The 19,074-nt window shown below is 43.1% G+C and carries 15 protein-coding genes; 10 read left to right on the top strand and 5 right to left on the bottom strand.

Going from position 1 to position 19,074, the window contains the following annotated elements; all coding sequences use genetic code 11:
- Positions 1 to 498 precede the first annotated feature (498 nt).
- The gene (locus B3763_RS04845) at positions 499 to 1,680 is read right to left on the bottom strand and encodes a Gfo/Idh/MocA family protein (protein ID WP_189628736.1); all 1,182 of its coding nucleotides are present in this window, start codon (positions 1,678 to 1,680) and stop codon (positions 499 to 501) included.
- A gap of 780 nt (positions 1,681 to 2,460) precedes the next feature.
- Between B3763_RS04845 and B3763_RS04850 the strand changes: the two genes are divergently transcribed.
- From B3763_RS04850 to B3763_RS04865, 4 genes are all read left to right on the top strand, one after another.
- Positions 2,461 to 3,567 (top strand): hypothetical protein, encoded by a 1,107-nt coding sequence (locus tag B3763_RS04850; protein ID WP_286744264.1) that lies wholly within the window; start codon positions 2,461 to 2,463, stop codon positions 3,565 to 3,567.
- A 71-nt stretch (positions 3,568 to 3,638) separates the two neighbouring features.
- On the top strand, positions 3,639 to 4,550 hold the full coding sequence (locus B3763_RS04855) for a TIGR01777 family oxidoreductase (protein WP_286744266.1): 912 nt from the start codon (positions 3,639 to 3,641) through the stop codon (positions 4,548 to 4,550).
- A gap of 113 nt (positions 4,551 to 4,663) precedes the next feature.
- Complete coding sequence (locus B3763_RS04860) at positions 4,664 to 5,368, top strand: TIGR00730 family Rossman fold protein (RefSeq protein ID WP_189628738.1); 705 nt, start codon at positions 4,664 to 4,666, stop codon at positions 5,366 to 5,368.
- Entirely contained in the window at positions 5,368 to 6,021 is a 654-nt protein-coding gene (locus B3763_RS04865; RefSeq protein WP_286744268.1) for an HAD family hydrolase, read from the top strand. Before B3763_RS04860 ends, B3763_RS04865 begins: the two co-directional genes overlap by 1 nt.
- Position 6,022: 1 nt before the next feature.
- On the opposite strand, the gene B3763_RS04870 is transcribed toward B3763_RS04865, so the two are convergent.
- The 4 genes from B3763_RS04870 to B3763_RS04885 all read right to left on the bottom strand — a co-directional run bounded on the left by B3763_RS04870 (position 6,023) and on the right by B3763_RS04885 (position 9,612).
- Positions 6,023 to 7,252 carry an STN domain-containing protein gene (locus B3763_RS04870; protein ID WP_286744270.1) on the bottom strand — a complete coding sequence of 410 codons (1,230 nt, stop codon included), beginning with the start codon at positions 7,250 to 7,252 and terminating at the stop codon, positions 6,023 to 6,025.
- 86 nt (positions 7,253 to 7,338) lie between these two features.
- Positions 7,339 to 7,980 carry a hypothetical protein gene (locus tag B3763_RS04875; protein ID WP_189628741.1) on the bottom strand — a complete coding sequence of 214 codons (642 nt, stop codon included), beginning with the start codon at positions 7,978 to 7,980 and terminating at the stop codon, positions 7,339 to 7,341.
- A 20-nt stretch (positions 7,981 to 8,000) separates the two neighbouring features.
- The gene (locus B3763_RS04880; protein ID WP_286744274.1) at positions 8,001 to 8,966 is read right to left on the bottom strand and encodes a FecR family protein; all 966 of its coding nucleotides are present in this window, start codon (positions 8,964 to 8,966) and stop codon (positions 8,001 to 8,003) included.
- A gap of 67 nt (positions 8,967 to 9,033) precedes the next feature.
- Positions 9,034 to 9,612 carry an RNA polymerase sigma-70 factor gene (locus tag B3763_RS04885; protein ID WP_189628743.1) on the bottom strand — a complete coding sequence of 193 codons (579 nt, stop codon included), beginning with the start codon at positions 9,610 to 9,612 and terminating at the stop codon, positions 9,034 to 9,036.
- Positions 9,613 to 9,696: 84 nt separating this feature from the next.
- Here B3763_RS04885 and B3763_RS04890 point away from each other — a divergent pair, with 84 nt between their 5' ends.
- The 6 genes from B3763_RS04890 to uvrA all read left to right on the top strand — a co-directional run bounded on the left by B3763_RS04890 (position 9,697) and on the right by uvrA (position 18,450).
- On the top strand, positions 9,697 to 10,314 hold the full coding sequence (locus tag B3763_RS04890) for a hypothetical protein (RefSeq protein ID WP_189628744.1): 618 nt from the start codon (positions 9,697 to 9,699) through the stop codon (positions 10,312 to 10,314).
- A gap of 1 nt (position 10,315) precedes the next feature.
- Positions 10,316 to 10,609: a winged helix-turn-helix domain-containing protein gene (locus B3763_RS04895; protein ID WP_286744276.1), complete on the top strand. Its 294-nt coding sequence runs from the start codon at positions 10,316 to 10,318 to the stop codon at positions 10,607 to 10,609.
- Positions 10,610 to 10,658: 49 nt separating this feature from the next.
- On the top strand, positions 10,659 to 11,654 hold the full coding sequence (locus B3763_RS04900) for an endonuclease/exonuclease/phosphatase family protein (RefSeq protein WP_286744278.1): 996 nt from the start codon (positions 10,659 to 10,661) through the stop codon (positions 11,652 to 11,654).
- 11 nt (positions 11,655 to 11,665) lie between these two features.
- Positions 11,666 to 12,205 (top strand): exosortase K, encoded by a 540-nt coding sequence (gene xrtK, locus B3763_RS19035; RefSeq protein ID WP_286754997.1) that lies wholly within the window; start codon positions 11,666 to 11,668, stop codon positions 12,203 to 12,205.
- Complete coding sequence (locus tag B3763_RS04905) at positions 12,189 to 15,005, top strand: MSEP-CTERM sorting domain-containing protein (protein ID WP_286744280.1); 2,817 nt, start codon at positions 12,189 to 12,191, stop codon at positions 15,003 to 15,005. Before xrtK ends, B3763_RS04905 begins: the two co-directional genes overlap by 17 nt.
- A 559-nt stretch (positions 15,006 to 15,564) precedes the next feature.
- Positions 15,565 to 18,450 carry an excinuclease ABC subunit UvrA gene (uvrA, locus tag B3763_RS04910; protein WP_189628748.1) on the top strand — a complete coding sequence of 962 codons (2,886 nt, stop codon included), beginning with the start codon at positions 15,565 to 15,567 and terminating at the stop codon, positions 18,448 to 18,450.
- Positions 18,451 to 19,074 lie beyond the last annotated feature (624 nt).

Below are 19,074 nucleotides of genomic sequence, written 5' to 3' on the forward strand. Positions count from 1 at the left end.
AAGTCTCTCATAGAGGACTTTGATAGACACTGCTTCATTCCTATTCAGGCTATGGTGGAAGTATCCATCAGCTTAGAACGTTTGGACGGATACTTCGGCTTCGCTCAGTATGGAAAGGGAGTGGCTCTGGTTTTGTTCGGCATAGAAAGATGACTTTACGCACTAAACCCTGGCCGGAATTGGTGTCCAAACCGATTCACCTGTTAATGCCTTGGTGAGGACACCAAGACTGGCGTAAATCGATAACTCAAATGGCAAACCGAAAAATAAACAAGCCATGAGTTTATGGGGAAGGCAATACGAAAAAGGCTGAAGCCGGTAGTTTAAACACCTATAATTTCTCTTTATATCCCGAGCGAAGCCGAGGGATCTGTTAGGCGAGAATGCTTGACTGATCCCTCCTAAAAGTCGGGATGAAATTCTAGGCGCTAACTGGGCAATCCTGCTTTTCTGGAAGAAGTACCCAAAGGACGTTTATTTCAATTTACTAAAAGCAAATCACCCCAAAGTATACTCATCCTTCCAGCTCACAATCTTATTATTGTGGATGGCATCGAGGGCCATTTGCACCACCATAGCCGCATGCCCACCAGTAACCACATTAGAAAGAGGCTCTTCTCCGGTAACTATGGCCTCCTGAAAATCGAGCAAAGCCTGTAAGGTTGGGTCTTTATGGTCCAGATTAAATTGATAGCCCGGTCTGTTGTCATACGCTTTAATGGTTGCCCCTGAAACTCCGTCCACATTACCATACTGTTTCGGTTCATTAGGTTCGGCAAAAAACCACGCCTTGTCATAATCTATCTGAACAGTTCCCTTCTTACCCAGTACTTTGATCTGATAATCTCCCAAAGAATTGATGGTGGTGCAGGTGTATTTGGCCTTTACTCCACTTGGGTAATCCACAATCAAGTGTACATTATCGAAAGTTTCTCTACCATCTTTCCAGTAATCAATTCCTCCCGAACCCATGACACGGCTTGGCGTTTCTTTCAGCAACCAATTGGCAAAATCTATCTGATGGGAGCAAAGTTCCGCCACCAAGCCTCCAGACCATTCTTTATACATGCGCCAATTAATAATGCGCTCAAACTTCGGGTCGGGCACTGGTCTGCGCCAGTCGCCATTTCTATTCCACTGGCACTCAATGGCCGTTATTTCTCCAACCAACCCATTTTGAATTTTTTCCACCAGATGTGTATACAGGCGCGAGCTGTGGTATTGATGGCCCGTTTGGAAGATTTTATTAGAAGCCCTGACTTTAGCAGCTACCTTTTTTATGTCGCTGTAGCCGCGAATCATGGTTTTTTCACAGTAAATATGCTTGCCTGCATCTAGCGCGTCCAAGACCACTTGCGTGTGCACGCCAAAAGGAACGGCAACCAGCACGGCATCTACATCTTTCCTATCCAACAATGCTTTATAATCCGCGTAGCCTTTAGCCTTAGGAGCCATCTTCAAGGCATTTTCCAATCGGAAAGGCAACAGATCAGAGCAGGCCACAACTTCCATATCAGGCACTTGCCTGAGCAAAGACATAAGCCCGGTGCCGCGGTCTCCGGTACCAATTACTCCCACATTTATTTTGTTGCGCATAGTATATGCTCCTACCGAGGAACCGGCCAGTGCAAGCCCCAAAGAGGCCGCTCCACCGGTTGCAATAAATTTTCGTCTGTCCATGAGTTAATAGGCAATAAGCTGTTTATCGAATACATAGTAGATGAAAAGAACATCCTGGCACCCGCAATTTCATGCGATACGCGAGACACTAATGAAATGGCATGCTCTTCTCAACCCAAGCAAAGCTTAATATAAGAGAAATGTAAGGCCGGGGAAAGCAAATCCTTTTTAATTGACTTGTCATTATTTGTGCAAAAATTGAGCTCTTTGCAAACTTTTAAGTCTATGGGTAAAAAGTTTTAATCACCGGAGGCACGGGCCTGGTTGGTTCTGGCCTTATTCCAATGCTAAAATCCGTAGGCACGAAGTAGTGGTACTCAGCAGGTCCAAAGACGCTTCCAAACCATATCCACAAGGCCTATTTTAAGTGGTTGATTTTCAATAGGTAGGTAACTAAATATATTGCCTCATTAAGGTATTAATCCGTTTTTTGTGCTTTTCATAATAACTACTAATTTATCTTGAATCAAAATCGAGAACGATGCTGCATTTAATTGTTGTGCCGGTTCTTTAATCCAATGGTGAGTCGGGCGTTATTATTGTTGGGATAGATGGTCCAAACTCTAGCTGTGCTCTAGAATAATGAATACCTATTGATGAGATGGCTGGTTTGTTACGAAAATCATAAAGAGCAAAGCTTCTCTCATTGATTACCTAGCATAATTGATCAAAAGGCGACTTATAACTTTGATTTCTTAATTATGAAAACGATTCTTAGAGCTAGGCTATGATATCTATGTTTAAGTCGTAAGGATTTAATTATGAACAGATTGCTCCTTTATGAAAAATCATCAAGTTATCTCAATCGGTTTGTTGTTACTAAGTCTTTGGTCTTGTAAAGAGACCAAAGACTCATTTATAGATTCAAAGTTAAGCTTAGTTAGGAATGAGATTGAATTAACCCATGATTCGTTATTGTTGAAAAGAGTTGATAAGAGTTCTATAGTTGGAAGAGACAGCTTACTCGTTTTTGATAATGAAAGACGTACGTTTGTGCTTTTTGATCTGACTAATAAAAAACCTCTTTGGCATTTTGAAGCACAAATAACAGGGCCTGATTTTTTAAATACTCCTGTTTTTGATATGTTCCTTAGAAAAGATGGTTTGTATGTACTGGATAGGTCTTACATCTCAGTTTTTGACATTAATTCAGCTAAGGTTAAACAAAGAATTTCATCTGATGAGATAACGAACTGGAATGAGAACTTTTTAATTTTTTCATTTGAAGAAGGGCCTGATCAAAGTATTTACTTGCCCATAACAGACCACGCAGGCGTTTTTCCGGGCCTATTGGCTAAAAAAAACAATTCAATTATTTACACTTATTCTAAAAATGGAAAATTGGACTCTCTACCCGTAAGTGCTCCTGAAGAATCCTTACTCTATGATGCGGAAAGAGGCTACTACAATAATTTTGCAGCTCACCATTTAAATCAAATTGGGGAACTCACGATTTTCAATTATGAATTCAGCTCCACCATCTATGTCTATAACAACAAAACACAGCAAATCTCCGCTAAAAATATTGAGCCAAAATTATCTCCCTCAAAAAGAGACCCACTTAGCAAAGAGTATATTCGAAATAATATAGGTGGAAATCCTTATGAAGGTCCAAGGTTCTTTCCAGTCCACTACTTACCAGAAATTGATATATATCTCCGATACCATTCATTTTACGAAAAAACCACAGATGGTTCTGCATTAAAAAAGCGGTATATGATGTTTTTTGATGCAGAATTCAATGTTATTGATGAAATAGACATTAGTGATGAAGATGTATGGGAACCTATTGTTGATGGAAACAAACTATACTTTAGAAAAGTCAACCAAGAGTTTGAAGACAGGTTTCAGTATGTAGTTTATACAATTGAAAAAGTCCTGGGCTAATTGATAAATCAATAAGCTCATTTTTTCCTTGCATTCGCAAACATTCACCAGCTTTCCCTACTTTTATTCTTATGGGTAAAAAAGTGTTGATCACAGGAGGAACGGGCCTTGTTGGCTCCCACCTTATTCCCTTGCTTCAGCAAAATGGTCATGAGGTTGCAGTGCTCAGCCGTAGCAAAGATACCGGCAAACCATATCCTGTTTTTGAATGGGACTATAACAACAATTACCTGGAAGAGGGTGCATTAGAGGGCGTTGAAGCTATTATTCATTTGGCCGGGGCCGGAGTGGCCGACAAACGATGGACTAACGAACGAAAGGAAGAGATATACAACAGCCGAACCAAAACCTCTTTTTTACTTTACCACATGCTCAAGGAGCGGCCACATCAGGTAAAAACCTTTATTTCGGCATCGGCCATAGGGTTTTACGGAATGGATACCGGCAGCAGCATTCTTAAAGAAACAGCTCCGGTTGGCCACGATTTTTTAGCCCATGTGACAGACGCCTGGGAAACCTCAACAGCCAAAATCACCGACCTGAACATTCGGTTGCTTCAGTTGCGCATAGGTGTGGTTTTGAGCGAAAAAGGAGGAGCGTTGGTAGAACTCCTCAAGCCCCCTGTGGCGGCTCCATTGGGCAAGGGCAGCCAATACATGAGCTGGATTCATATGGAAGATCTTTGCAGAATGTTTGTCTTTGCCCTGGAAAATGAGGCACTCATAGGCACATACAATGCCGTGGCGCCCCGACCTGCCAGCAACAAAGAATTGACCCGGGCCGCAGCCAGAGTTTTTGGAAAAACCTTTGTACCCATTCCCGTACCCGGCCTTATTTTAAAGCTAATGTTGGGAGAAATGGCCGGTATGGTGCTGGGAGGTAACCGGGTGAGCTGTGAAAAAATCATGAAAGAAGGTTTCGATTTTAGTTTTCCAAAACTAGAGCAAGCCCTGCAAAACCTGAGGAGTAAGGAGAAAGGTTAAAGCATTAAAAAGAGCCAATGCCAACTAATTTCACCGTAAATTAAAAAAACCTTGAGGGGTTGCCTTCGTTTATTGGGAGGCTTTCATCTATTTTTAACTAAAACAAGAACACAATGACAAACGAAGATAAAATTAAGCAGGCCTTTAAAGACCGCGACTGGAACGAGATAAAAACCCACGATTCCTGGGTAATTTTTAAAGTAATGGCCGAAATGGTCGAAGGTTTCGAAAAACTGGCCAAAATTGGTCCCTGTGTATCCATTTTCGGATCGGCTAGAACCAAATCAGACAACCCGTACTACAAAATGGCCGAGGAAATAGCCGCCAAGTTGGTGCGCCATGGCTACGGGGTAATCACCGGTGGCGGACCCGGTATAATGGAAGCCGGAAACAAAGGAGCTAAAAGTGAGAAGGGTAAGTCAGTAGGGCTCAACATAGAACTGCCTCACGAACAAGGCAACAATATGTATATAGATCCGGACAAGCTGATTTCGTTCGATTACTTCTTTGTAAGAAAAGTCATGTTTGTAAAGTACTCCCAGGGTTTTATTGTAATGCCAGGAGGCTTTGGTACGCTCGATGAACTTTTCGAAGCCGTTACGCTGATACAAACCAATAAAATTGGGCGCTTTCCCATTGTTTTGGTGGGAGAAGAGTTTTGGGGAGGCTTGTTCGACTGGATTAAAGGCACCATGCTAAAAGCGGGAAACATTAGCCCTGAAGATCTCAATCTGATTAACATTGTGGAAACCCCAACAGATGCTGTGCGGGTAATCGATGAGTTCTATTCTAAGTACTTGCTGTCTCCAAATTTCTAATGACCAAACACATTCTTTTCGATTGTGACGGTGTACTCATTGACACGGAAATTGTAGCCGCAGAAGTAGTCACTCGATGGCTCAATCAGCAAGGTGTAGTCATAGATACCGAAACGTTTATCCATCAGTTTACCGGAAAAACGTTTAGCGATATTCTAGCACTTTTGGTGGACTCCGGTAAGCTAGCACCTCAGTTGGAAATTAAGAAAGCCGTGGCCGCCATGGACACCGAAATAAGGGCTAACATGAGACCTATTTCAGGTGTCGAAGAAATGCTGGCCAGCGTTCCGCTTCAGGCAAGTATGGTTTCCAATAGTGCTACAGACTACGTGCTGGAAGCCATTGAAATGTTAGGTGCCGAAGCAGTATTCGGGCAACGCGTGTTTTCGGCCGAGTTGGTAGCCAAAGGAAAACCAGACCCTGCCGTTTATTTATTGGCCCTACAAAAGTTGGGGCTAAAGCCCAGCGAAGTGGTAGTGGTTGAAGATAGTGTGGCCGGAGTGAGTGCCTCGGTGGCGGCAGGCCTGCGCACAATTGGTTTTTTGGGCGGCAGCCATGTGCGCAATGGCCATGGAGCAAAGCTAAAAGCCCTTGGGGCCGAACAGTTGGTATCAAACCACGAAGAACTGCAAAAGCTGCTACAACAAGTTTAAACTAAAACCAGCCAAACTTTAGTGCAATGCCATAGTTCATACCTTCCAGTGTAGTAGCGGAAGCAATAGGTTGTTGGTTGGTCGAATAGAAAAGCCCGGCACCAGACACATCTCTGTAGCTAGCGCCAATATTTATGCGCATAAAGGAAGTCACATTTATTTCGAGCTCCAGACCGGGTTCGAACACAAAAAAGGCTTCGGCACTTTCTACATTGGGCACCGGGTTGGTAGTGCGAGAAGAATACTCATAACCCCCGGCACCAATCGTTAGAGGTATGTTGATGTGTATGGGCTTGTGGGGAAAAAGAGTATACTCGAACACCAAACCACCATAGCCCCCGGTAAACATATAGTTTCCGCCCAACTGTGCATCGGGCTGCCGCACGGTTTGAAAACCATGGCCTGCCACGCCCATTCCAAAGCGGGGACTAAAAAAGTAAGAAACCCGGCCGCCTGTAAGTATACCTGCACGATCATCTATTTCTGTATAACCCACATAAGAAGCCAGTGACATTCGGAACTTTCGTTCCTTAGGAAGAGCCTCCTCTTGTTTCTCTTTGGCTTTTGAGTTGCGCTTATTTTGTAATGCCATTTGATCCCAAACGGAGTTCTCCTCTGTATTGAAAACCTTTTGCTTCGGCACAAAAGGACTAAAATCCAGAACCTGAGGCCCGGCTACCACAAACACAGCACTCTTGTAAGGTTTTGGAGATTGGTAAGTGAAGTATTTAGTTGTTTGCACAAATAGCCTGCCCTGCTCGGGCAATACCGGTTGGCCGGTGCCAAGGCCATATATCACCGAATCGGGTTCTACGGGGTTTTTAGGTCTGTTTACGGAACTGTCTTGCCGGGCTTTAGGAAAATACTGCCCCTGACCAATTGCCGCATCCTTGCCGGTGTCTTTTATCACAGGCTCTCGGTTCGGCAACTTCTTACGCAAGAGAACCTGACCCTGCATAGTACGAGCCTCCATTTCTTGTCCTGTAAAAAGCGTTTGGAGTACTTCAAGAAGTGAGGTATTCTGTTTATTAATGGAAACCCTCCTTTTTACATCAAAGATTTCCGGGGAATACACGAAAGAAAGGTCTTCTGTTTCCAGTGACTTCAGAATGTCTTCAATAGAAGTATTGGTAAAGCGAACGCTAACCTTTCGCTGAAGTAGTGAGCCTGACTGAGCGGCTATATCGTTCAACGATAATATGAGAAACAAAAAGAGGGCCGCGGATCGCATAAACAATGTATTGTGCAAAGCTAAGAGAAATGAGCCTGTAATTCACTGACAGTGAATTACAGGCTCGCTTTTAAGGATTGCTAATGTTAAAATTTTCCAAACTTAAGGCTAAATGCAGTACTAAAGCCTGTAAGGGCATCACGGTCTAAAATGGCAGCACCACTATCTCTGTAGCTTAACTCAATGTCAGACGTCACACGATACTTGAGTCCTACACCCAAACGAATAAAAGGCAGCAGGTTAAATTCCACATCTACACCGGGTTCAACCACAAAAAAGGCTTGTGAATCTTCAGAATCGTAAAAATCGAAGTCTCGTCTGGACTCTACATAAGTAAGTCCACCGGCACCCACTACCAATGGAAAACTAAGGTGAATAGGGCTATGAGGCATAGCGATGAACTCTAGTAAAAGGCCACCATAGCCTCCGGTAGTCAGATAGCGATTATCTAGTGTGGCGTCAAATCTTCGTTCCGAAATAAAGCCTGTTCCGGCAAGACCAATACCAAACTGGTGGTTGATGAGCCAGGCCCCCTGCCCACCTACGGTTATGGCATCGGCATTTTCTATTTGAGTATAACCCACTGTGACGCCTCCGTAACCACCATTGGAGCGAATGCCTCCGTTGTTAAAAAGGGTTCGGATTTTCTGATCTTCTTGAGCTTGGACACTCAACGCTACGAAGAATGTCGCGGCCATAAATATGGCCTTGGTTAATTTGTTGTTCATGATATTTCGAGTTGTAAATGTTATTGGCAGCTTCCCCCACTGACCATGTAGGTTCCCTGCTTGTCTTCAAAGCTTAGGTTAAACAATATTTCCAATGTCCTGAGTATATTCTCCAGTCCTTCCTGATCGTAACGTGCGGTAAGTGTGCAGTTTCCGAAAGCTTCATTACTGAGCTCAAAACGGGTATTATACGCATTGGCTATGTCTTGGAATACCTTGCTCATAGGCGTGTTTTCGAAAACAAGCCTCCCTGTTTTCCAGGCTTGAAAGTTAGGATTGGTGTTGGTGGTTTTCTCCAACAAGCCCCCGGCTCCTAAGGACACACGTTGGCCGGGTTCAAGAACTACTTTTTCAAGTGGACTGGTAAAGCTCACCTTGCCTTCTACCAACACCAGCTCAAGGCTGGAAAACTCTGCGGCTGTTCGAAGGTTAAAGGAAGTGCCCAGCACTCTTGTTTCTGTTTGGTCGGCCTCTACCACAAAAGGAGTCTCCTGATTGTGTTCTACTTCAAAAAAGGCCTCTCCTTTAAGTTTTACCCGTCTTTCGTCTCCGAACTGAGTAGGATAAACAAGCTGTGAGCCGGCTTTTAAGGCTACGAGAGAACCATCGGGGAGAGTAAGGGTGGTTTGCTCGCTGGCCTCAAACTCCTGCCACTCCAAGGGCCTATATAGAAAGGTTTTTATGAGAAAAGCAGCGGTCAAAAAGAATACAAGAGTGGCCGCAATCTTCCAGAAGAGCTGCTTTCTATAGGTAGTTCTTTTGCCCAGTTTTGATTGTACCGCCTGCCAGTTTTCTTCAAGATCTATGCTATCTAGCAAAGAATATGACTGGGCATTGGCCCATAAGCTCTGCAGATGATCAATATAATCGCGGTTTTCCGGGGCCAAAGACATCCATTCCCTAACCTCACGGTTCTCCTTCTCGGAGGCCGTTCCTGAAAGGTATTTGAGTAGCAATTCCTGCGATATGTCTTTTGGTTCTTTCATGCTTTTCATAGGTATGACGCGCGGCATTTACTCCACACGTACGGACGATTCAATTTTTTTTTATTACTCAAAACCACCAGCATACAAGTACTATAATGGCCTTAAGATAGGGGTACACCTCTTCGCGTAGGCGTTTGAGCGCTTTGCTTATTTGTGTCTCTACGGTGCGTTTAGAAATATTAAGTTCATCGGCTATTTCCTGATTCTTCTTACCCTCAAAGCGATTCATCTTAAAAATAAGCTGGCACTGTTCGGGTAATTGGCGTATGGCTTCAAAAACCTTTTCTTCGAGTTCGGTCTGGAGCATAAGCTCTTGGCTATCTAGGGTTTCCGGGTTGGTAGTAAGAAGTATTTCGCCATGATGTCGCTCCCTGACCTTGTGTGAGCGCCAGTAGTCGATGCAGCGATTGCGAACCGACTGGAAAAGGAAGGACTTGAGAGAGGTATGGAACTGAATTTTACTCTTTTGTTCATACAACCTCACGAAGACATCCTGTACCAGATCTTCGGCCGCCTCTTTATCCACTGAATATTTGGTGGCAAAAAGCACCAGGCCTTTAAAGTATAAATCAAAAACCTCACGAAAGGCAGACTCATCGCCTTGGGCCAGGCGCTGCTGAAGGGCGGCATCTTGAGTGTTTGACATGATACAAAGAAGCGGAAAATTGATGAATGCCTATTGGAAAATTCAAAGCCTTTCTTTTACTTTGAATTTCAAAGTACTTTTGATATGTCTAATAAGTATATAGAGGATATTGCCGAAATACGCCAGATGATGGAAAAATCATCACGCTTTATTTCGTTGAGCGGACTTTCAGGCATTTTGGCCGGCATTTATGCCTTGATTGGTGCCTATATAGCCTACGAGCTGGCCTATACCAGTAACGACTTAATATACAAGCAACTGGTAGTAAGAGACGTTCGGGGCAATCTTACCTGGCTTATGGTAGATGCTTTGGTAGTTCTCATACTGGCTGTTGCCACCGGTGTTTACCTTACCAATAAGAAGGCTAAAAAAGATGGGGTAAAGAGCTGGGACAAAACCACACAACGCCTACTGATTAATTTGTTTATTCCCCTGGCCACCGGAGGTATACTGGTGATTATTTTCTACTACCAAGGCCTTATTGGCCTTATTGCACCCACAACACTCATCTTCTATGGTCTGGGACTTATTAATGCAAGTCATTATACTTACCGCGATGTGCGATTTCTTGGCATTTCTGAAGTAGTTTTGGGGCTAATAGCAGCATCTGTAGTTGGCTATGGATTGCTCATTTGGGCTATTGGTTTTGGTGTGCTACATATTTTGTATGGAGCCATTATGTACTTTAAATACGAAAAATAGGGTGGATATCCACAACCTGAATAAGGCTTTTGAAAGTAGGGTGCGACTGGGCATAATGTCGGCACTAATGACCAACGATGCGCTGGACTTTAACCGATTGAAAGAACTCTTGGAAGTGACTGACGGGAATCTGGCCAGCCATTTAAAGGCCTTGGAAAAAGAACTGTATATAGAAGTGAATAAAAGTTTTGTGGGCAGAAAACCCAACACTCAATACATGGCAACCCGGGCAGGCAAAGAAGCCTTTAAGGCACACATCGATGCCCTGGAGCAATTGATAAGAAACAGTCTGTAAAAAATTTATTCAATCACTTTGTAATTCAAAGTACTTTTAAACAATAAATATGAAACAACGAAATCTCAAATATATCATCAAGATCGGGTTAGTCCTTTTAAGAATTTATTGCTGGTTCAGGCAAAAAAAGAATAAAGAAAGGCTCCTGGCAGCCTTTCTTCTAACGCCTGCCCTATTCATGCTTATTCCAAGCTATACTTTTGGGCTTACTCTGCTGCAGTCATTTCTATTTCAAGCCATGTTGGTCTATGGTTTATTGAGTGTCATCTGGATTATTAAGCACCATTATCGACTGGCAGGCATAAATTTCATCATCTACTTTCTGCTCTTGGTGAAAATCAGTGGTCCCATCAACAAAACATACAGAATTGATCAGGGTGAAGAAACTTTGAAAGTGCTACAGTTCAATGTGCTTTCGGTGAATGACAAATACACAGAGACTATTGACCGGGTTATTGAACTGGCACCTGACTTTGTCTCTTTTCAGGAAGTAAGCCATCAATGGGCAGAAGTTCTAGTGACTGGCCTTGCTCAAGATTACCCCTATTACAAGGTGGTTGAACATGAAGATCAGGGACAGGGCATTGCAGTTTTCAGCAAGTATCCTTTGCAGGATGTTGAAGAAATTCATGTGACAGCCACTGCCAATATTACCGGCAAAATTTTGGTGGGCGATGAAGCCATCAACTTTCTGGCTTTACACACCAAATCTCCTACCACTAGATTGAAATGGCACAACAGAAACAATCACCTCAAATGGGCGGAAGATTATGTGAAGGAGCAACCAGGGGAGTTTCTGGTATTGGGAGACTTCAACACGGTACCATGGGATAACCGAATGTTGAGTTTTCAGTCTTCGACCGAGCTAACAGATAGCCGCAAAAAACTTACGCCAACTTACCCAACCTGGAATCCATTTGTAGCACAAATACCCATAGACTACATCCTCCACTCCAAGGGAATAGGCTGCGATTCACTTGATGCGGTTAGAATCACTTCTGACCACAAAGCGATTATGGGGAGTTATCATATTTCAAGGCTATAAAGACTACATGAATGGGAGTCAAACAACAATCTTCAAGTAGTCTTCTGGTCTTGATTGTAATCATTTCTGCTTGCTTCTTAATGAAGCTTTGGTTCTCATTTAGTACTACTGAAAACCTGCTTTTTATACTGAAACCCGTTAACTGGCTGGTTCATGCTAGCATTGATGGTTCATTCAACATTAGGGATGACGGCAGCTATTATTATCCCAAACTCAATGTCCTAATCGATAAGTCCTGCTCTGGATTTAATTTCCTAATCATCTGCTGGGGAGCTCTTTCGTCAGTACTAGTCAAAACGAGTAGAGGCTGGGCAACCAACTTGTTAGGCTTATCAAAAGCCATGCTTATAGCCTATGTTCTAACAATAGCGGTCAATGCATCGAGAATAATTATAAGCATCACTTTGCTACAATTTTCAGCAAATGCCGAATGGGTGTCCTCACCTTGGTTCCATGAAGCACTTGGAAGCATGATTTACATAATCTCATTACTTCTTACCTACCTTCTGTTTCTAAAAAAGCCATTCCACCAACATGCGAAACTTACTTAACCCAAAATGGCTGTTAATCATTAACACAGCTCCACTAAGCCTTATCTTTATTATTTACTTAAGCGGTTTTACGCTTATTGAATCCTTGCTCGATGAACGGAGTATAGTGGAATGGTATACCGCTGGGATCCTTTTTCTAGTGCTAATCTTATCGACTTTCATTTATGTCATTTACTCAATGGCCCGGAAGAGAAGCATTCAAATCGCTTATGCCTTAATCAGTCTTCTTTTCAATATTTCGTTTCTCTACTACTACTGGAGTGTCACATCTGTCCTCATTCCTAATTCCATTCCCAACTGGATGCTTCCATCCGACACCATATTTTATATCAGCATTGCCTTAATGCCGACTCTGGTCCACTCCATATATATTATTGTGCTTCACCTCACCTCTAGCGAAAAGAATACAGAGCCTTGGTATAATTTTCTAGGCGCTATTTCAGTACCTCTCTCCTGGTACTTGTTCTTCCAACTTGTATTACCGCTATGGCAGCCACTAGGGTCAGATTTCACTGAGCATGCAGGCATCATTTTTCTGGTAATAACAACCGTCATCTTTCTCTTCTTTGTCATGAGGTTTGTCTACCTATTAGGGATCAGAAGAGAGAAAACATGGACTGATTTTACATTAACATGGAGAATCATTTTTGCCGGGGTCCTTCCCATAGTTGGGCTAACTCTCAATCAAAGTCATGATGACATTTTTGGGAACTTCACGAACCCTTGGTTTTATATCATTTCGGTCGTTAATGCTGTATTGGTTTGTATACCACCCGATACTAATCCAAAAAAGCAATTGATCTTGTTTGGCTTAAAAAGCGTAACTATTGTCTACATCTTCTATTTCTTTCTGGTTTTCCTACCTTATCTGCCACTGTCAGTTTTGCTCATTATCATAGCGGGAGCTGGGTTTCTCATGCTGACCCCTTTGATTCTGATGATCATACAGGCCAAGGATTTGTTCTCAGACTTTGAATTCTTAAGCCAATACTACAGTAAACTTAAACTCTATGGTATTCTAATTTCCGGACTCTTATTTCTCCCAGCCTGTGTAACAGTAAATTACCTGAACGATAAGGCCGTTCTCAATCGAGCCCTCGAATATGTTTTTGAGGACCATGACTTCAATCAATCTGAGCCAAATATTAGATTGGCTTCCCTAAAACGTACCTTAAATACGCTCAAAAGTCATAAGTCTAACGATTTTGATTTTGCGACTGCCAAGCCCATACTAACCCCTTACTTTAACTGGGTAGTGCTAGACCATATGACACTTTCCGAATACAAAATTCATATTCTGGAAGAGGTTTTCTTCGGATCAACCACATCTACAGAATCCAGAAATGCTGTTTTATCAGCAACAAACCGATCTAATGAAAATATTGAAATACTAAGTGCAGAGGCTACCTCTCATTATGACGACCAAGAGAAGTATTGGAAAACCTCAGTTGAATTCAAGATAAAAAACAATCAGCCTCAAGGCTTTGCTGAGTTCGTTACCAACTTTGATTTACCTGATGGAGTCTGGATTAGCGATTACTATCTATGGATTGATAGAGTTAAGGAAAAAGGTATTCTTTCAGAGAAGAAGGCCGCTACTTGGTTGTATCAACAAATTGTTAGTGGGCCAAGAGACCCAGGAATAATTCACTATACCTCGGGAAACAATATTAGTTTCAGAATCTTTCCTTTCAAAAGTGGCGAAACACGTGTAAGTGGTATTGAATTCGTTCACAAGGAGCCTCAGTCAATTAAGATCGAAAACCATACAATCCAGCTGGGATACCCACAAGAAAGTCTAGACGATGAATCAGTATCATTTTCGAATGTCCACTATGTTGGAAGGTACCAAAAGCAGCAGCTCCCAGCTTCTAAGCGTCAGCCATATTTGCACTTCCTTCTTGACTACTCTATTGGCAATGAAAACAAGCTTGAGACATATTTAAATCAAGCGAACAAAATTGAGCGCCATGCTGGGTTTAGCTTGAATGATTCTAAAGTCTCGGTAGTAAACACAGAAATTTTGACCACGAGCCTGGCACAAATAGGAGAAATGAAGCTTGACTCTCACGGAGGTTTCTTTCTTGAAAAGGCATTCAAGAAACTGCTCATTAATGAATTTATTGAGCCCAAAAACTCCTTTCCAGTTTTTATTGTACTAACAGATGATATCAACTCCGCGGTTTTCACAAGGAATTTGGCAGACTATACCTTTGCCATACCAGAAAACACACAATTTTATGTGCTTAACTCCAAGGGGGAACTTACCGCTCATTCCTTAATCGGAAACACATTAAAGGGAATACCTATATCCAAGATTTCCGATTCATTTGATTCAACTGTTCTCTGGACAAGCCCGGAAGGAAAGGACTATTATTTAGCGGCCGATGATCAGCCAAGTATTATACCCTTAGTTCAGCTGGAAAGTGTTCAAAACCAAAAACCTATGAATGAATGGGAAGCAGCACTGACGGCCCATGCTGAGTGGAAGAAATTCAGATTCGGTACTCAATCAGCACAAAAGCCCTGGCTCAATTTGGTTAGATCTAGTTTCGAGTCACAGACCATGAACCCAACAACCGCTTTCATAGCTCTTGAAAATGAATCTCAAAAAGAGCTTCTCAAAAGAAAACAAGATCTGGTCTTATCCGGGAAACATTCTCTAGACTTGGGTGAAGATATACATAGAATGTCCGAACCAAATATTTATTGGTTGATTATTGCTGTTCTACTTTTGGTCTTGATTAATCGGTTTAGGCCTACTTTCTCCAAGTCAAAGGCATTAAATGAGACTCGCTAGACGCAGTGAAAATTACTTCAGACCATAAAGCGATTATGGGGAGTTTTTTGGTGGCTGGTAGATAACAACTCAAAGCGTCACTTCGAGTGAAGCCTGGAATTACACCGCCCAACAGAAAGGATGGTAGCCCTTTCTTCATGATGCATACTGCCATCCTTATTCTAATGTACTTTCCTATCCTGAGCTTGCCGAAGGATTGGCCTAGCCTAAGGGTGACACCTCTATATCCATGTTGCAAACAGGAGTGCTCTAAAACTTTGAGAGCAAATAATCATCAGCGTCCTCTGCGAGAGACACTGATGGCGATACGAGCGGCTATTGCAGTCATTGTTTTAACATTCATCTGGGCAATGCTTTTCTCCTTGAGTCTATCCTAAAAAATCAATTTTGATCAAGATTAAATAAGTGGTGTTCTAGCATCAATTTGTCATTGCATTCCTGTTTTCTAATTTCTGTTCAACTGATAACTACTTCTACGAAACTTTAATCATTCCACCTCAGTTGTAATTGCGTTGGTAAATCCAGACCTTTGTGGATTCTGCTCTGGCAGCCTGCTCTGATGGAAAAATTCAAAGAAAATGCGACAATAGAACCTGCTCCTGTAGACATCTCAGGTCATGAAAATATTGAGGTTTTTGGTGCCAGGGAGCACAACCTGAAAAACATTGATGTTACTATTCCGCGCAATAAGCTTGTAGTCATTACTGGTATTTCCGGATCGGGCAAATCATCCCTGGCTTTCGATACCATCTATGCAGAGGGGCAACGCAGGTATATGGAAAGCTTTTCGGCCTATGCTCGTTCATTCATTGGCGATATGGAAAGGCCCGATGTTGACAAAATCAATGGTTTGAGCCCTGTAATTTCCATTGAGCAAAAAACTACCTCCAGAAACCCCCGCTCAACAGTTGGCACACTGACCGAGATTTATGATTTTCTAAGGCTTTTGTATGCCCGTGCCGGAATAGCCTATTCTTACCTGACCGGTAAACCCATGATTCGCCAGTCGGAAGACCAGATTATCGATCACCTGATCAAGAATTTCGAAGGTAAGAAGTTGATCATTCTGGCCCCTGTGGTAAAAGGCCGAAAAGGTCACTACCGCGAGCTTTTCGTTCAAATCCGCAAAATGGGTTTCACCAAAGTGAGGGTGGATGGCGTGGTGATGGACATGGTGCCCAAAATGCAGGTAGACCGTTACAAAACACACGACATTGAAATTGTCATCGACCGTATAATTGCAGACCCAAAAGACCGCTTCCGCATTGCCCAAAGTGTGAAAACCGCCATGAGCCATGGCAATGGAGTGATGATGATTCGCGATGAAGAAAACCAGATTCATCATTTTTCTAAATACCTCATGGATCCGGAAACGGGGTTGTCGTACGATGAACCTGCACCGAACAACTTTTCCTTCAACTCTCCATATGGTGCGTGCCCTACCTGTAATGGCTTAGGACAAATAGAAGAGATAAGTAAAGAGAGTGTGGTGCCAGATCCCAACTTAAGCATCAGCCGGGGCGGGCTGGCTCCGCTGGGCGACTATCGCGACATTTGGATATTCAAAAAGCTCGAAGCCATACTCAAGCGACACAAGGCCAACCTGAGCACTCCCATAAAAGACTTACCCGAAGGGGTGCTGGAAACCATTTTATATGGAGACGATGTACCTGTTGCTGTTAGCTCCAAAAAATATCCGGGAACCAACTGGAACACCAAGTTTGAGGGAATAATTAAGTTTCTGGAAAAGCAAATGGAAGAAGGCACTGAAAAAACACGTCAGTGGATTGCCGACTTTATGACCGTGAAAACCTGCCCTGAATGCAACGGTGCAAGGCTAAAAAAAGAATCGCTTCACTTTAAAATTGCCGATAAGAACATTGCCGAATTAGCCGAAATGGACATTGAGTCCTTAGGCCACTGGCTGGTAGGCCTTGAAGAACGGCTCACCGAAAAGCAAAACCAAATTGCTCCGGAGGTATTAAAAGAAATAAGAAAGCGAACAGGTTTTCTGCTCGATGTTGGCCTGGACTATCTTACACTCAACCGTCCGCTTCGAACCCTTTCCGGTGGAGAAGCACAACGTATTCGTTTGGCCACACAAATAGGCACTCAGCTAGTGGGAGTACTCTACATTATGGACGAACCAAGTATTGGGCTGCACCAGCGAGACAATGTGAAACTTATTAATGCCCTAAAAAACCTACGCGACATTGGCAACACCATTATAGTAGTAGAACACGATAAGGACATGATGTTGGCCTCTGACTTTATTATCGATATAGGTCCGGGAGCCGGACGTCATGGAGGGCAAATAGTGGCAGCCAATGACCCCAAAACCTTTTTAAAAGAAGGAGGAACCACCGCCAAATACCTTAAGGGCGAAAAAGCAATTGAAATACCCTCACAGAGAAGAAAAGGCCTGGGTAAAATGCTCACCCTGAAAGGAGCCAGCGGAAACAATCTCAAAAAAGTAGACCTGAAAATTCCTCTGGGTAAAATGGTGTGCATTACAGGGGTTTCCGGTAGCGGTAAATCTACCCTGATTCACGATACCCTCTTCCCTATCCTGAACCATCATTTCTATAAATCGCGTAAATCGCCCCTTCCTTACGAAGGTATTTCCGGGTTGAAAGATGTCGATAAGGTGATAGAAGTAGACCAGTCGCCTATAGGTCGAACCCCAAGGTCGAACCCAGCCACCTATACCGGAGTATTCTCAGATATACGCACCCTGTTTACAGAACTTCCTGAAGCCAAAATCAGAGGCTACAAAGCAGGTCGGTTCTCTTTCAATGTGAAAGGTGGGCGCTGCGAAACCTGTGAAGGTGCCGGAATGAAGCTGATCGAAATGGATTTCCTACCGAACGTGCATGTACCTTGTGAAACTTGTAAAGGAAAGCGTTATAACCGCGAAACACTTGAGGTTCGATTCAAAGGAAAATCTATCTCGGATGTGCTGGATATGACCGTTGAACAAGCCGTTGAATTCTTCGAAAACCAACCCAAGATTTTGAGAAAAATTCAAACATTGAATGATGTAGGCTTAGGCTATATCTCATTAGGTCAACACGCCACAACTCTTTCAGGTGGTGAAGCCCAGCGGGTAAAGTTAGCCACAGAACTTTCTAAAAAAGACACGGGCAAAACACTCTACATTCTGGATGAGCCCACAACCGGCCTCCACTTTCAAGACATTCAACATCTGCTCGATGTACTCAACAGGCTTGTAGACAAAGGCAATACCGTTTTGGTAATTGAGCACAATTTAGATGTAATTAAAGTAGCTGATCACATTATAGACCTTGGCCCTGAGGGTGGCGACAAGGGAGGTCAAATCATAGCTCAAGGCACTCCTGAAGAGGTCGCCAAAAGCAAGAAAAGCTATACCGCTAAGTTTTTGAAAGAAGAACTAACCGCCCAAACTAAAGCCGGCAAGGCTTAACCCCCTTAAAACGGGAAGGAAATACTGGGGTAATCCTGAAACGCACTCCTCCAAGCTAAATAAAACCAAAACCGCTCCCTTGCCTTGCTGAGCTTGCCGAAGCATCTCTCTAATCTCATGCTAGCCTTGGTGTCCTCACCAAGGCATTAACAGGTGAATCGGTGAGGACACCGATTCCGGCCAGGGTTTAGTGCATAAAGTCATCTTTCTATGCTGAACAAGGCCAAATCCGATCTATTTCCATACTAAGCGAAGTGGAAGCACCTGCGCAAACATTCTAAGCTGACAGATACTTCTGCCATAGTCTGGATGGAAACGAAGCAGGGTTCATCAAAGTCCTCTATGAGAGACTTTGATGGGGCACTAGAAGCATCTCTCTATCCTTACGCCAGCCTTGGTGTCCTCACCAAGGCATTAACAGACGAATCGGTGTGGACACCAATTCCGGCCAGGGTTTAGCGAGTAAAGTCATCTTTCTATGCTGAACAAAACGAGAGTCACTCCCTTTCCATACTAAGCGAAGTGGAAGCACCTGCACAAACATTCTAAGCTAGCAGATACTTCAACCATAGTCTGGATGGAAACGAAGCAGGGTTCATTAAAGTCCTCTATGAGAGACTTTGA

The sequence above is a fragment of the Roseivirga sp. UBA1976 genome, assembly GCF_002336325.1.
GTDB classification, from domain to species: Bacteria; Bacteroidota; Bacteroidia; order Cytophagales; family Cyclobacteriaceae; genus Roseivirga; species Roseivirga thermotolerans.

What these genes read in the sequence shown, in the direction of transcription:
- B3763_RS04890 (WP_189628744.1), top strand. Translation starts at nt 9,697, where the DNA reads ATGTCTAATAAGTATATAGAGGATATTGCCGAAATACGCCAGATGATG.
- B3763_RS04885 (WP_189628743.1), bottom strand. Translation starts at nt 9,612, where the DNA reads ATGTCAAACACTCAAGATGCCGCCCTTCAGCAGCGCCTGGCCCAAGGC.
- B3763_RS04845 (WP_189628736.1), bottom strand. Translation starts at nt 1,680, where the DNA reads ATGGACAGACGAAAATTTATTGCAACCGGTGGAGCGGCCTCTTTGGGG.
- uvrA (WP_189628748.1), top strand. Translation starts at nt 15,565, where the DNA reads ATGGAAAAATTCAAAGAAAATGCGACAATAGAACCTGCTCCTGTAGAC.
- xrtK (WP_286754997.1), top strand. Translation starts at nt 11,666, where the DNA reads ATGGGAGTCAAACAACAATCTTCAAGTAGTCTTCTGGTCTTGATTGTA.
- B3763_RS04905 (WP_286744280.1), top strand. Translation starts at nt 12,189, where the DNA reads ATGCGAAACTTACTTAACCCAAAATGGCTGTTAATCATTAACACAGCT.
- B3763_RS04875 (WP_189628741.1), bottom strand. Translation starts at nt 7,980, where the DNA reads ATGAACAACAAATTAACCAAGGCCATATTTATGGCCGCGACATTCTTC.
- B3763_RS04900 (WP_286744278.1), top strand. Translation starts at nt 10,659, where the DNA reads ATGAAACAACGAAATCTCAAATATATCATCAAGATCGGGTTAGTCCTT.
- B3763_RS04855 (WP_286744266.1), top strand. Translation starts at nt 3,639, where the DNA reads ATGGGTAAAAAAGTGTTGATCACAGGAGGAACGGGCCTTGTTGGCTCC.
- B3763_RS04865 (WP_286744268.1), top strand. Translation starts at nt 5,368, where the DNA reads ATGACCAAACACATTCTTTTCGATTGTGACGGTGTACTCATTGACACG.
- B3763_RS04860 (WP_189628738.1), top strand. Translation starts at nt 4,664, where the DNA reads ATGACAAACGAAGATAAAATTAAGCAGGCCTTTAAAGACCGCGACTGG.
- B3763_RS04850 (WP_286744264.1), top strand. Translation starts at nt 2,461, where the DNA reads ATGAAAAATCATCAAGTTATCTCAATCGGTTTGTTGTTACTAAGTCTT.
- B3763_RS04870 (WP_286744270.1), bottom strand. Translation starts at nt 7,252, where the DNA reads ATGCGATCCGCGGCCCTCTTTTTGTTTCTCATATTATCGTTGAACGAT.
- B3763_RS04880 (WP_286744274.1), bottom strand. Translation starts at nt 8,966, where the DNA reads ATGAAAGAACCAAAAGACATATCGCAGGAATTGCTACTCAAATACCTT.